This is a genomic window from Bacteroidota bacterium (assembly GCA_030017895.1).
Taxonomy (GTDB): domain Bacteria; phylum Bacteroidota; class Ignavibacteria; order UBA10030; family BY39; genus JASEGV01.
This window is the reverse complement of sequence record JASEGV010000067.1, coordinates 1-14386: the sequence shown is the minus strand read 5'-3', so window position 1 is coordinate 14386 and position 14386 is coordinate 1. Positions and strand designations below refer to the sequence as shown.

Sequence of the window (14386 nt, the reverse complement as noted above, 5' to 3'; positions counted from 1 at the left end):
CAGGCAGAGATGAACAATGCGAGCGGCAAGGAGATAATGTTGGCGAAGGAAATTCCAGAGACATTTTCCATCGGTAGCTACCCGAATCCGTTCAACCCGACGACCGTAATTAACTATGCGCTTCCTGAAAATGCACAAGTCGAGCTCAAAGTGTTTAACACGCTTGGTCAGGAAGTGGCTGCATTGGTGAACGAGGTTCAAGAAGCAGGGTATAAAACCGTTCGATTCGATGCGAACAATCTCCCGAGCGGCGTGTATTACTATCGCCTTGTGGCAAATGCCATCCCTTCGGGACAAGCTGGTTCCTTTGTCCAGACCAAGAAACTTATGTTAATCAGGTAAGGGCAACTGCGGTTGACAGCAGGCATTACCTCGCTCACTCGTTTTATGGCGAAGCCATGCCTTCGGCAAAAGAAAAATTATTGTGTTCGCTCCATTGCTTTTGCCGTCCGCCTTCGGCGGAGTTTGCGGCTCCAGCCACAGGAAATTGGTTTGTTTGGCAGTAGCTATGCTTTGGGCGCTCCACACTAATTTACAAACACCAATGTTAGCAAAATATTCATATTATTTTGCTGCTGTTGCGTCCGGAATTTTAGCGATCCTTACTGCTAATTATTTATGGTCGAAAGGAATTAAAAAAATTAGTCCAAGTCGTACAGCGAATTACAATAATCTGGTACCTATACTGGCGTTTATAATTTCGTACTTTACATTAAATGAATATGTTTTACCGATTCAATATGCAGGTGCAGCTGTAACTATAATCGGAGTCTGGTTTGCAAAATAATAACATACTAAAAAGGATACCCAAAATGAAAACAAAACCGACGCGACGAGTTATACTTTGCTTTATCCTTCTCGCTTCATTGAGTGGAACTTTTCGTGCATTCCCACAACTTCAAAGATTCGATTCATCCGTTGTGCTGAGTGTGTACAATGGATATGTATCCGCACTGAAGTCAAAAGATGCCATCGGTGCGGCTCAATTCTGGAACACAGAGGACAAGCGGCGCTATCCAGTCTATGATCTTGTCCTTGCGTCTCCAATGGATTCCATGTTCATGCCCATCTACTTCAATGCAACGACAACTGTAACCAGCTTTACCGACATGGGTGAATTCTGCCGGCTGGAACTCGAACATCAAATGGGCACTCAACAAATCACCGAGAATCGTTGGTTTATCAATGAGAACGGAGATCCGAAGCTTGCCAATCTACTTTTCATATTAACAAAGGGGCATCAACCTATACCGTTTCAGTATGGGCACATTTTCATCCTCGATACTTGTTCATACGGCAAATCAATCATTAAAGCGGCAGACTCCGCTGTAACCGTAGTTCAGAAGATGCTCGGGGTACCACCACGTAACAACATGAAACTCTATCTTGTGAACAGCACTGCGAGTGTACTCAATTATCTCGGCTCAATACCGGGGCGAAGCATTCCAATGAATAACATGGTCATCTCTGACATCGCCAAATCGTCGATGAGCATAAATCAACAAATCGACGTTACCTGCAATCTTATGCAGCACGAAATGGTTCACGTGTTGCTCGCCGATACAAAGGAGTTTGGCGCTGATCCTTTGAATGAACGTTTTATTCGGGAAGGATTGGCAACGATGTTTTTCGGAACAGGTGGATTACCTTTCAGTGTCTTTGAGAAAGCTGTACAGGCTCGCATGAGTCAAGGAAAAGTACCTCCCTTGGCAGAGGTATATGCAGATTTTTGGAAGAGACCTGTGAACGAAAGTTATGCCTATACTGCCAGCTTTCTCAATTTTCTCTATCATACAGTTGACAAGAGTACCTTCCAGAAATTCTGCAGAGCATTTCAATTGTGTCCAAATCTTGGCGACAACGTTCAGAATGTACTGGGTGGAGATCTTGCTACATTTGACTCTTCGTGGCGAAAGTTTGTGCAGACCAAGAGCATCATCGTTCCAACAATGTGGGAAGGGTTTCAGCCCTTTTGATGTCTTTGCCATCTGCAGCTAACAGCAACAAAAGGAATTTCGACATTTGAGCAAATTCAAAAACTCAGTGATGAGATCGAGGGGAAACGGATTGTAGGTTTGGGCAAGCGATTTCAAAAAGCAAACGAATCATCACGAATAATCAAAACGAAATCCGGACACGGTGTAAGACAGAATGATTAAAATTACTACTGAACGAAAAACTGAAATATCATTAATGTTTGTCGCTTTCATTTGAGCCGCTAACTACCCGATAATTAAGTTTGGAATTTTGGGTTTAGATGCTTTTGTCTTCAATGCTATACGATTTGTAACTGCTGCCGCATTGTTGGGTGGCTTATTTTTAACAAAAAATAAATGGACGAAAGTAGAACCAAAAGATTGGTTAAAATTAATTGGCATCGGTTTGATTGCAAATGTCCTTTATCAGGTAGCTTTTATTTCGGGAGTGAAAATTACAACTGCGGGAAATGCGGCTGTTATACTTTCTACTGCACCGCTATGGACTCTCTTATTTCAAGCACGTATCCAAAAAAATAGAATCGAAAAAAAAACAATTATTGGAATGGCACTTTCGTTGACGGGAATATTTTTAATTATTTTGGGCAGCGGAAAGAAGTTAGAAATCGGAAGTTACGCTATGTTGGGCGATTTGATTTGTTTGGCAGCAGCGATGCTTTGGGCACTTCATACTAATTTACAGAAACCGATGTTAGCAAAATATTCAACTTTGCAACTTGCTCTGATAATGACCCTTGTTGGTTCAATCGGTCTTTCCCTGATTTCGTTACCTTCGGCGGTTACAATGGATTGGGGTTCTGTAAAATTATTATATTATTTTGCTGCTGTTGCGTCTGGAATTTTTGCTATTGCTACTGCAAATTATTTATGGTCCCGAGGTATTAAAAAAATAGGTCCAAGTCGTACAGCCAATTACAATAATCTGGTACCTGTACTGGCGTTTATAATTTCGTACTTTACATTAAATGAATATGTTTTACCGATTCAATTTGCAGGTGCTGCTGTAACGATAATCGGAGTCTGGTTTGCAAGATGATAACATTCTAAAAAAGAAGAAATAATATGAAAATAAATAATTGGATGAAAGAAATAAACTCGGCAATAACCGTTTGCGACAGCAACGGAGTAATTATAGAAATGAACGATAAAGCTATCGATACATTTAAAGAAGATGGGGGCTCAGAATTAATTGGCAAAAATTTATTCGACTGCCACCCTGAACCGTCTCGAACGAAGCTAAAACAGATGATCGAACAACAAACAGAGAATATATATACTATCGAAAAGAACGGAAAGAAGAAATTAATTTTTCAAGCACCATGGTATGAAAACGGAAATTATAAAGGTTTTGTAGAATTATCGCTTGAAATTCCATTCGAAATGCCGCACTTTATTAGGAGGTAACCGGATTACTATTGGAATTTCCGAAAGACTAAATCCAGTGGAAAAACTGAGAAACGGCGAATTGGGGAAACGGGGAAACGGGGAAACGGAAAAATGGAGAAATGGAATGATGGAGTAATGGATTCTTATTGAAGAAATTTAACTTGATAGAGAAAATCACTGATGTTTTTGATAATAAAATATTTTGCATATATTTAAATAAATAACTAAAGTTACGCAAAAGAGTCATTCTGATCCCGCTCGTAGAGCGGGAGAAGAATCTGAAACCTCAAATTCAGGCTATTTTTAGATGTTTCGCTTCGCTCAACATGACAAAAAGTCAATTCTGCGTAACTTCAGTAAATAAAATACTTTTATGAACTATAAATCTTTAAAAGGAACTTTAACAAATGAAAACACTTTTAGTATTATTAATCTTCAGCGCAGTTGCATTTTGTTTTTCGCAAGAGGAGAATCCGTTTTACAGTGTATATAACACACCATTTCAAACTCCGCCGTTCGATAAGATAAAAGAATCACACTATCTGCCGGCATTCAAAGAGGGGATGAAACAGCAGCAAAGCGAAATCGAAGCAATAGTAAATAATAACGAAGCACCTAATTTTAAAAACACAATTGAAAAATTAGCTGCGAGCGGCACGTTACTTACCAAAGTTAGTAATATGTTTTATCTTCAAAATTCTGCAAACACAAATGATGAAATCCAGAAGATTGCTAAGGAAGTAGCTCCGTTGTTATCAAAGCATTTCGATGATATCAATATGAATCCCAAATTATTTCAAAGGGTAAAATCAGTTTACGAAAACAAGAAGAAGTTTAAATTATCAACTGAACAAAATAAACTGTTAGAGGAATATTACAAAGATTTTGTGCGTGGGGGCGCTAACTTAAATGATGAGCAAAAAGAAAAAATTCGAAAAATAAACGGGGAACTCTCCCTACTTACATTAAAGTTCGGCGAAAATTTGTTGAAAGAGAATAACGTATTCGAATTAGTTATTGATAAAGAGGAAGATTTAACAGGTTTACCCGATGCCGTTAAAACAGGCGCTGCCGAGACTGCAAAAGAAAGAAAGAAGGAAGGCAAGTGGGTATTTACCCTTCAGAAACCGAGCTTCATACCATTTTTACAGTATTCACCCAAGCGGGAACTCAGAGAAATAATTTTTAAAGCATACGTAAATCGCGGTGATAATAACGACTCGTTAGATAATAAAGAAATAATCTCGAAAATCGTAAAGTTGCGAATCGAAAAAGCTAATTTACTCGGTTATAAAACTCACGCTGATTTTGTTCTTGAAAAAAGTATGGCAGCAAATCTCGAAAATGTTTACAAGTTATTAAACCAACTTTGGGAACCTGCGCTACGGAATGCAAAACACGAAGCGGCGGAACTTCAAGCAATGATTGATAAAGAAGGCGGTAATTTTAAATTAGAAGCTTGGGACTGGTGGTACTATGCCGAAAAAGTGAAGAAAGAAAAATATGCACTCGATGACGAATTATTACGACCTTACTTCAAATTGGAAAATGTCCGTAATGGTGCTTTTGCTGTAGCAAGTAAACTTTTCGGAATACAATTTCTCGAACGAACTGACATTCCAAAGTATCACGAAGATGTAAAAGTATTTGAAGTGAAAGAGGCAAACGGAAAACATATCGGAATACTTTATACCGATTACTACCCGCGTGCAAGCAAACGGGGCGGTGCTTGGATGGGTGCGTACAGGAAACAATCGCGTGAAGGCGGAGTAGAAGTTACACCAGTTATCACTAATGTTGGAAATTTTTCGAAACCAACAGCGGATGAGCCATCGTTGTTGAGTTTCGATGAGTTGAATACTTTGTTCCACGAACTCGGACACGCATTGCACGGGCTTCTCTCGAATTCAACTTACAATAAACTTTCGGGAACTTCAGTACCGCGAGATTTTGTGGAGCTTCCGTCTCAAATTATGGAAAACTGGGCAGCAGAACCTGAAGTCCTTAATATGTATGCAAGGCATTATAAAACCGGTGAACCGATTCCGCAGGACTTAATCGAGAAAATTAAAAATGCAAGTTTGTTCAATCAAGGTTTTGAAACAGTAGAATATCTTGCTGCTTCGTTTTTGGATATGGATTATCACACTCTCACTGAAGCTCACGATGTTGACGTAACGACTTTCGAGAACAATTCCCTGAATAAAATCGGGTTGATGCCTGAGATTATAGCAAGATATCGCAGCACGAACTTTCAGCATATATTTTCGGGCGGATACTCGGCTGGATATTACAGTTATATCTGGTCGGGTGTGTTGGATTCGGATGCGTTCGAGGCATTCAAAGAAACAAGTTTGTTTGACAGTAAAACTGCACAAGCTTTCAGAAAATACGTTCTTGAAACCGGTGGTACTGATGACCCGATGACGCTTTACAAAAAATTCCGCGGTGCCGAACCTAAGATTGAACCGCTGTTGAAGAAACGAGGGTTGAATAAAAACCTGTTTTGAATCCTGCAGAGGGTTGCTTATATTAAACAACCCTCTTGATAGAGGTTTCATATTTATGTTGATTATTATTTTACACATAAGTTTTACAGGTTGATGATTTTTCAAAAGAAAAATATTCACTTATGGCTACTTGCCGCCTATTTTTGGACGATTATCCATGTTTTCGTCCCACATTATCATCAACACGACAATGACACTCTTCAGAATAATCAAAATAAGTGTGAAGTAGGTGCAGCTTTTCATTCTTGTAATGGAGATCATAAATCAAACCAACTTCATACACATCAACCATATTTAAAAGTAACCTCGAACCAATATTTTATTCCTCAATCTTTTTATTGTTCTAATTTTAGTTTACAATTTTTAAACTATTATCTAAAACCTCACGATAATAGTTACATCTCTAAATTCTTCGCATCGTCGCTGCATTTACGAGCCCCGCCTGAGTTATCCTGATTTCGTTTTAACAAATACATTCTTCTAAGAAGCTTTAAACTCATTGCAGTTTAAATGTGCTATTCATTTTTTTAAATAATTAGGATAAATATTTTTATGAAAACTAAATTTTACGTTGGCATTATCATTATTTTTATTTTTTTGGTTGGTTGTAAACAAGATTATAAACAGAATGATGAAATAAGTATCGAAACTGTTTCGTTTACGATGTTCGGTATTCACAGCGAACTGTTTGTGGAGTTCACCCCATTGGTTGTCGGGAACGAAAGTAATTTTTTGTCGCATTTTAACAATCTGCAAAATTACAAACCGATAATTGAAGGCAAATTAAAACTCGAATTAATCAACAGCGATCTAACAATTAGCCAAACTGCTAATACGCCCGCGAGACCCGGAATCTTCAACATCGCATTAACACCCAAACACAGCGGTTTGCACCAGTTAATTTTTACTATCGAAACTAAAAACGTTACCGATGTCTTTACCATCGATAGTATCATGGTTTTCGCAGATGAGACCACCGCAAAAAATCAACATCCTTCCGACCAACCACAAGGTGAAATTACGTTTCTTAAAGAACAGGCGTGGAATATTGATTTTGAAACAAAGATTGTAGAGGAAGTCTCTTTTTTTGAAGTTATAAAGACTTCAGGCAAAATACTCCCAGCCGCAGGAAGCGAGGCAATAATAACTGCTAAATCGAATGGAATAATAACTCTAAATGGAAATAATCTTATCCAAGGGAAAAATATTTTAGCAGGGACTACACTTTGCAATATTTCGGGTGAAGGTTTGGCTGAAGGCAGTGTTACATCTCGTTTCAACGAACTTAAAAATCAATTTGCAAAAAGTAGAGCCGCTTACCAACGGGCTGAAATATTAATCGTTACCAAAGCAATATCTGAAAAAGAATTTATTGAAATAAAAACGGATTACCTCAACGATTCAGTAAGTTATTATTCTTTTGCAAACAATTATTCCGATGATGGCATCAAAATTACGATGCCACAAAGCGGATTCGTTAAAGAGGTCTTCGTTCAGGAGGGGAAGTATGTTGAAGCAGGGCAAATCATCGCAATAGTTGGCAGTAGCCGTAAAATGGCGCTGAAAGCTGAAATGCTCGCAAATATGTATCCGAAATTAAAGAAAGTATTCTCGTGCAATTTTAAAACACCCTACAGCGAAAAAGTTTATACTTTAGACGATATGAAGGGAAAACTAATATCAACAAGTCATAAAGTCGATGAAAACGATTTTTTCACACACGTTTATTTTGAATTTGAGAACAACGGTGAAATTCTCGAAGGCACGTTTGTCGAAGTATTTCTAAAAATAAATCAACAGCAGAAAGCGCTGATGGTTCCCAAATCAGCACTATTAGAAGAACAAGGAATATTTTTTCTATATCTCCAGATTTCGGGGGAAAGTTTTACCAAGCGAGAGGTAAAAATCGGTGGGACTGACGGAATATTTTATCAGATAGAAGATGGACTTGCAAAAGGCGAACGGGTGGTAACGAAGGGCGCTCATCAAATCCGCTTAGCTTCACTTGCCGGAAGTTTGCCATTACACGGTCATACACACTAAGAAACGGATAACTATGAACACGATAATTAAATTCGCATTAAACAATCGCTTGTTGATTGTTGTATTAGCAGTATTAGTACTGATATCCGGGTCGTACATTGCCGTAAAAATGGAAATAGATGTTCTGCCCGACTTAACCTCGCCTACTGTTGTGGTGCTAACCGAATGTCATGGAATGGCGCCTGAAGAAGTAGAACGCTTGGTAACATTTCAAATCGAGACTGCCGTGAACGGTGCTACTAATGTTCGGCGTGTCAGATCGTCATCGTCCGCCGGATTTTCGGTAGTGTGGGTTGAGTTCGAATGGGGGATGGATGTATTTTTAGCACGGCAGATTGTAAACGAAAAAATCGCATCAGTTACAGGAAAACTTCCCGAAGGAGTCAGCACACCGATGCTTGCACCTCAGTCGTCGATTATGGGCGAGATTATGACAGTCGCTGTAAGTTCCGATAGCGTTAGCCCGATGGATTTACGTGTGATCAGCGATTGGCAAATAAAGCCGCGCTTGCTTTCGATTGCGGGTGTAGCAAATGTGAACGTGACCGGCGGCGATTACAAACAATATCAGATACTCGCAAATCCGGTTAAGATGAAATATTTCAATGTATCGTTGACTGAATTGTTGAACGCTTCCAAAGGGACAAACCAAAATTCAGCCGGTGGATTTTTAAACGAATATGGGAACGAATATATAATAACCGGCATAGGAAGGACAACGGATGTTGATGAAATTGCAAATTCGGTTGTAAAACTTAAAAACAATAAGCCCATCAGGATTTCAGAAATTGCTGAAGTTAAAATCGGCTCGGCTCCGAAAATTGGTGCAGGATTCTTAAACGGGAAACCGGCTGTTATCATAACAATTCTGAAACAACCAAATATCAACACGGTTGAGGTTACTAAAAAACTTGATGATACAATAGCTGATATTCAAAAAACATTACCCGTTTCAGTAAAAATAAATACAGAAATTTACAAGCAAGCCGATTTCATAAACACTTCGGTGAGGAATGTTCAAAAAGTATTGCTTGAAGGGGGTATTTTTGTTTCCATTATTTTGTTTTTATTTCTGATGAACTTTCGCACAACCGCAATAACGTTAATTGCAATGCCACTTTCGCTGTTGGTTGCTATCATCACACTAAAATTTTTAGGTTTAAACATAAACACAATGTCGCTTGGCGGAATGGCTATCGCAATCGGTGCATTGGTTGACGACGCCATTATAGATGTTTACAACGTTCTAAAATATTTAAAAGAGAATGCCCGAAAGCCCGACAACGAAAAAGAAAACACATTAACACTAATATATAAAGCATCGATAGAAATCAGAGCTTCAATCATGAATGCGACTTTTATTATAATCGTGGCATTCATACCTCTTTTCTTTTTAAGTGGAATGGAAGGCAAACTGCTTCAGCCATTAGGTATTTCGTTTATAGTTTCTCTTTTTGCATCCCTTATTGTTGCTATTACACTTACTCCGGTTTTGTGCAGTTATTTGTTAACCGACGAGAAACATCTTTTACGTCAGCAAAACCAGAGTTGGCTATCAGGAAGATTAAATGCTGCATATAAGAAAAGTTTAACCAAAATAATGCAGCGGAAAAAAGTATTACTAAACAGCGCGGCAGTTATGTTAGCTGTTTCGTTGGTAATATTTTTTACACTCGGGCGAAGTTTCCTGCCGGAGTTTAACGAGGGTTCGTTTTTAATTAGCGCAGTGAGCAAACCCGGAATTTCGCTTGATGTTTCAAATGAAATAGTATCACAAGTTGATAGAGCTTTGCTTTCGATACCGGAAGTACAAGATGTGGCACGCAGAACCGGACGCGCCGAAATGGATGAACATGCACAGGGCACTTATTCATCGGAAATTGATGTTCCGTTCGTTCTCAAAGATCGTTCAAAAAATGAGCTGCTTGAAGAAATGCGAACAAAACTTGCAGCAATCCGTGGGATTAACACAACCATCGGACAACCACTCGGGCACAGGATTGACCACATGCTTTCGGGAACCCGCGCCAACCTCGCCATCAAAATATTCGGCGCTGATTTAGATAAGATGTTTAATATCGCAAACCAGATTAAAAAAAGTATCGAGAATATAGAAGGATTGGTGGACTTAAATGTAGAGCCGCAGGTAAAAATTCCACAGTTGCAGATAAAAGCCAAGCGCGATATGTTGGCATTTTATGGTATCACGATTTCGGAATTTACAGAATTTATTGATGTCGCATTTGCGGGCGAAAAAGTTGCCGATGTGTATGAAGGTTCTCAAAGCTACGACTTAGTATTGCGATACAACGACGAGCATCGAAACAACATAACTGCGGTCAAAAATTCACTCATCGATTCACCGAATGGTAAAATACCGCTATCTTTTGTTGCTGATGTTGTTTCATCAGTCGGACCGAATACGATCAACAAAGAAAATGTTCAGCGAAAAGTAGTAGTATCTGCGAACGTATCTGGTCGCGATTTAAGAAGTGTGGTAGAAGATGTTCAAAATACTATCAGCAATAATATTACGATGCCGGAAAATTATCGTATCGAATACGGTGGTCAGTTCGAAAGCGAACAGCGTGCTACAACTATTTTACTAATTACTTCAATCCTTGCAATTTTCATTATCTTTTTTCTTCTGTATCACGAATTTAAAAATTCAGTTGTTGCCGGAGTTATTTTACTAAATTTACCATTAGCTTTGATTGGCGGTGTGTTGACTGTCTTTTTTACTTCAGGAATTTTAAACATTCCCGCCATAATCGGATTTATTACCCTGTTTGGCATTGCGACTCGAAACGGAATTTTATTAGTCTCGCGATATGAACACTTGAAACAAGCCGGCAAGAATTTATATGAGATTGTTATGGAAGGTTCGCTTGAACGATTAAACCCGATATTAATGACCGCCTTAACTGCAGCGCTTGCGTTGGTTCCGTTAGTTATTGCAGGCGATAAACCCGGAAACGAAATTCAAAGTCCGATGGCTGTTGTTATTTTGGGCGGGTTGTTGAGTTCAACGTTAATGAATATTTACGTTGTGCCGGTAATTTATTTTCTCATTAATCGAAAGAAATTATTATGAAACTGCTATTTTTTTTAACGATCAATCTTTGTGTAACTTTTGTTTTGTTTGCACAAAACCAAACCGATAGTTTATTAAAATCGGTTTCAAAAAATAATAAAGCAATTATTGCAAATCAACATTTTAGTGATGCAAAAAAACTTTCGTATCGCACGGGATTATATCCGAAAAATCCTGAAGTTGAATACAACTATCTGTGGGGGAGCCCGAAAGACATAGGTAATCAGATTGAATTTAACATTACACAATCGTTCGATTTTCCTATGGTTTATTATTACAAAAAACAAATAGCAAATCAACAAAGTGCAAAAACCGGGTACGAACAAAAATATTTCACGAACGATATTCTGCTCCAAGCTAAACTTGTTTGTTATGAGCATATCTATCTGAACAAACGTGCAATCGAGTTAACTCAACGATTACATAATGCTGAAAAATATTTTCAATTATACCAACAAAAATTTAACAGCGGCGATGTGAGCGTTGTTGACCTGAATAAGGCAAAATTGAATTTATTGTTTGCTCAAAACGAGCTTCGGTTTAATGAAACAGAAAGAAATAATATTCTACAGGAATTAAAAGAATTAACCGGTGGAGAGGACTTTGATTTTACCGAAACATCATATCCGTCTCCCAAAGAATTACCTACTTATGATACAGTTTCAAAAACATTCAAACAAAGCAATCCTTTATTAAGATTCTTTGAAAGTGATGTTTTAATAAATAAACTGCAACTCAAAGAAGTAAAGGCGAATTGGTTACCGAAGTTCGAGTTCGGTTATCGTTCAGAAAAAGTATTGCATCAGAGTTTACAAGGATTTCATTTAGGAATTACAATTCCGTTGTGGGAAGGGACAAATACTATTCAACATCAAAAACTAAATACAATATACAGCGCAAGCAGTTTGGAAGCGTATAAAATTAAATCAGAAACTGAACTCGGGAAATTATACAACAGGGCTCTTGTCTTGAAGCAGGTGTTGGATGATACTGAAAACATTTTAAAAACTTCAAACAATCGAGAAGTAATAAACCAGTTGCTTGAGGTCGGGCAGATATCATTTGTTGAATATTTACTAGAGAAATCGTATTCCTACAAAATAATCGACGACTATCTTCAAACAGAAAAAGAATACAATATTTCAGTTGCCAAACTTTTACGTTATGAAAATAAATATTGATTTTCATACACAAGTTGTTTAATTTTCATAAAGAAAATATAACAATCCGCTTCACGGAAAGGAGATTGCACTATGAATAAAATATATGGCAAATTAAATTTATTGTTGATGTTTTTGCTGATTATTAGTTGTTCTCACGCCCTAACACAAAACAAAGGCAATGAACCACCACGCCAACTGAACGAGAAGGAAACTGCACTTGTTAATTCGGTGAACAGCTTTAGTTTTAAAATCCTAAATCAAGTAAACAAAACTGAACTTAACAAAAATGTTTTTATCTCGCCATTGAGTATTTCGTATGCACTTGGAATGACATTAAACGGTGCGTCGGGAAACACTTTTGATTCGATAAAAAACACACTCAATTTTTCGACCCTATCTCCGGATGAAATAAACCAGAATTATCAAAGCTTGATGGGGTTACTCATCGATCTTGATCCAAATGTTATTTTCAAAATCGCTAATTCGATATGGCATCGTAACGACCTTCCTGTTGAAAAAGATTTCATAGATGTTAATAAAAAATATTTTAATGCTCTAGTTTCTGGTTTGGATTTTCGTGAAACGAATGCGGCACAGATAATCAACACATGGGTCGATCAGAATACAAATGGTAAAATTAAATCGATAGTCCCTGACCCCATTCCTGATTTAGTAGTAATGTATCTGATTAATGCAATCTATTTTAAAGGTAATTGGACTTATAAATTCGATCCTAATCAAACTAAAGATAATAAATTCACACTGCCTGATGGTTCACAGAAAACTTGTAAGATGATGAACATATCGGGCGATTTCAAATATTATGAAGACGAACAATTACAGATGATTGATTTGCCTTACGGTGATAATAAATTCAGTATGACTATCGCCTTACCCAAAGAAAATAAAAATATCGATCAGTTTGTGAATGAGATAACTGAGATTAAATGGCATAGTTGGATACAAAATCTTAGAATAAAAGAAGGCGACCTTTTCTTGCCAAAATATAAAATTGAATTTAAAAAATCTTTGAACGATGTCCTTCGGGCTATGGGAATGGAGATAGCGTTTGATTATAGGCGTGCCAATTTTACTAATATCAGTAAAGTTGGAGATTTACATATCACAAATGTTTTGCACAAAACTTTTGTCGATGTGAACGAAGAAGGTACAGAGGCAGCCGCAGTAACATCTGTGGAAATCGGAGTTACAAGCATTCGAGAAAGCTTTGTTATGCGCGTTGACCGTCCGTTTTTCTTTGTAATCCGGGATAATCATTCTAATAGTTTGTTATTTATGGGAAAAATTGTTGAGCCGATGTTGTAATACAGGAGAAAATAAATATGATTGATGGATTATTGGATAAATTGAGTAGGCAGGTTGACATTCAGCGAAAATAGTTTTATATTATTCGTGAATTTAATCCAATTTAACGTAAACTAATAAAAATAAAAGGATCAAAATTATGAAGAGAGTAATCAGCGCAATTATTGTTCTTTCGTTCTTAGTCAGTGGTTTTGTTTTAGCACAAAACAAGTTTGTAGGTGCAAAGACCTGCGCCCCCTGCCATAAAGGCGAAAAAAAGGGTTTGATGATGGAGATTTGGGAAAAAAGTAGCCACGCCCAAGCATATAAAACCTTAGAATCAGAAGCATCACAAAAAATAGCAAAAGACAAGGGACTCAAAAAAGCAGCTAATGAAAGTCCAGAATGTCTCGAATGCCATGTTACAGCCACAAAAGCTGATGCAAAATTATTGGATAAAGGATATAACAAAGCCGAGGGTGTTAGTTGCGAATCGTGCCACGGTGCCGGCTCAGCTTATAAAACAATGGCTATAATGAAAGATGCTAAAAAAGCCATCGAAGCGGGTCTGACAGAATACAAAGACGAAAAAGCAATCGAAGCTTATTGCGTTACTTGCCATAACGAAAAGAGTCCAACTTACAAAGAATTTAAATTCAAAGAAGCATGGGCAAAAATTGCTCACTCACTTCCAAAGAAGTAATCTCTTATTCATAAAATTAGTTCTATCAAGCCGAGGTAACGAAAGTTGCTTCGGTTTTTTTGTTGATTTATTCGACAAACCTTGTTGTGTTTATCAACAATGTCTAAGTCTTTAACTGCTAATATATTAGAAGGGCGGTTCCAAAAATTGACTTATTGAATACTTTTTTTTGTATATTTAAGAAA

The 14386-nt window shown here is 37.6% G+C and carries 11 protein-coding genes; all 11 read left to right on the top strand.

The features are described from left to right. A partial coding sequence (locus QME58_11540) for a T9SS type A sorting domain-containing protein (GenBank protein ID MDI6804458.1) occupies positions 1–342 on the top strand: 342 nt, incomplete at its 5' end. An 82-nt stretch (positions 343–424) separates the two neighbouring features. After that, positions 425–787, top strand: coding sequence for a DMT family transporter (locus tag QME58_11535; GenBank protein MDI6804457.1), 363 nt, complete (start codon positions 425–427; stop codon positions 785–787). Between the two features lie 25 nt (positions 788–812). Continuing rightward, positions 813–1976, top strand: a complete 1164-nt coding sequence (locus QME58_11530; protein MDI6804456.1) for a hypothetical protein — start codon at positions 813–815, stop codon at positions 1974–1976. Positions 1977–2232: 256 nt separating this feature from the next. Then, positions 2233–3033, top strand: coding sequence for a DMT family transporter (locus QME58_11525; GenBank protein MDI6804455.1), 801 nt, complete (start codon positions 2233–2235; stop codon positions 3031–3033). 26 nt (positions 3034–3059) lie between these two features. Next, positions 3060–3401, top strand: a complete 342-nt coding sequence (locus tag QME58_11520) for a PAS domain-containing protein (GenBank protein MDI6804454.1) — start codon at positions 3060–3062, stop codon at positions 3399–3401. A 389-nt stretch (positions 3402–3790) separates the two neighbouring features. Further along, positions 3791–5893: a M3 family metallopeptidase gene (locus QME58_11515; GenBank protein MDI6804453.1), complete on the top strand. Its 2103-nt coding sequence runs from the start codon at positions 3791–3793 to the stop codon at positions 5891–5893. A 552-nt stretch (positions 5894–6445) separates the two neighbouring features. Further along, positions 6446–7936, top strand: coding sequence for an efflux RND transporter periplasmic adaptor subunit (locus QME58_11510; protein MDI6804452.1), 1491 nt, complete (start codon positions 6446–6448; stop codon positions 7934–7936). A 13-nt stretch (positions 7937–7949) separates the two neighbouring features. Continuing rightward, on the top strand, positions 7950–11030 hold the full coding sequence (locus QME58_11505; protein ID MDI6804451.1) for an efflux RND transporter permease subunit: 3081 nt from the start codon (positions 7950–7952) through the stop codon (positions 11028–11030). Beyond that, positions 11027–12211, top strand: a complete 1185-nt coding sequence (locus tag QME58_11500) for a TolC family protein (GenBank protein MDI6804450.1) — start codon at positions 11027–11029, stop codon at positions 12209–12211. Before QME58_11505 ends, QME58_11500 begins: the two co-directional genes overlap by 4 nt. Positions 12212–12283: 72 nt before the next feature. Then, positions 12284–13519, top strand: coding sequence for a serpin family protein (locus tag QME58_11495; GenBank protein ID MDI6804449.1), 1236 nt, complete (start codon positions 12284–12286; stop codon positions 13517–13519). 139 nt (positions 13520–13658) lie between these two features. Continuing rightward, complete coding sequence (locus QME58_11490; GenBank protein MDI6804448.1) at positions 13659–14201, top strand: cytochrome c family protein; 543 nt, start codon at positions 13659–13661, stop codon at positions 14199–14201. The last annotated feature ends 185 nt before the right edge of the window (positions 14202–14386 follow it).

Excerpts from the sequence above, each read along its gene's own strand:
- QME58_11530 (MDI6804456.1), top strand. The coding sequence starts at position 813 with ATGAAAACAAAACCGACGCGACGAGTTATACTTTGCTTTATCCTTCTC.
- QME58_11500 (MDI6804450.1), top strand. The coding sequence starts at position 11,027 with ATGAAACTGCTATTTTTTTTAACGATCAATCTTTGTGTAACTTTTGTT.
- QME58_11505 (MDI6804451.1), top strand. The coding sequence starts at position 7,950 with ATGAACACGATAATTAAATTCGCATTAAACAATCGCTTGTTGATTGTT.
- QME58_11520 (MDI6804454.1), top strand. The coding sequence starts at position 3,060 with ATGAAAATAAATAATTGGATGAAAGAAATAAACTCGGCAATAACCGTT.
- QME58_11495 (MDI6804449.1), top strand. The coding sequence starts at position 12,284 with ATGAATAAAATATATGGCAAATTAAATTTATTGTTGATGTTTTTGCTG.
- QME58_11515 (MDI6804453.1), top strand. The coding sequence starts at position 3,791 with ATGAAAACACTTTTAGTATTATTAATCTTCAGCGCAGTTGCATTTTGT.
- QME58_11510 (MDI6804452.1), top strand. The coding sequence starts at position 6,446 with ATGAAAACTAAATTTTACGTTGGCATTATCATTATTTTTATTTTTTTG.
- QME58_11490 (MDI6804448.1), top strand. The coding sequence starts at position 13,659 with ATGAAGAGAGTAATCAGCGCAATTATTGTTCTTTCGTTCTTAGTCAGT.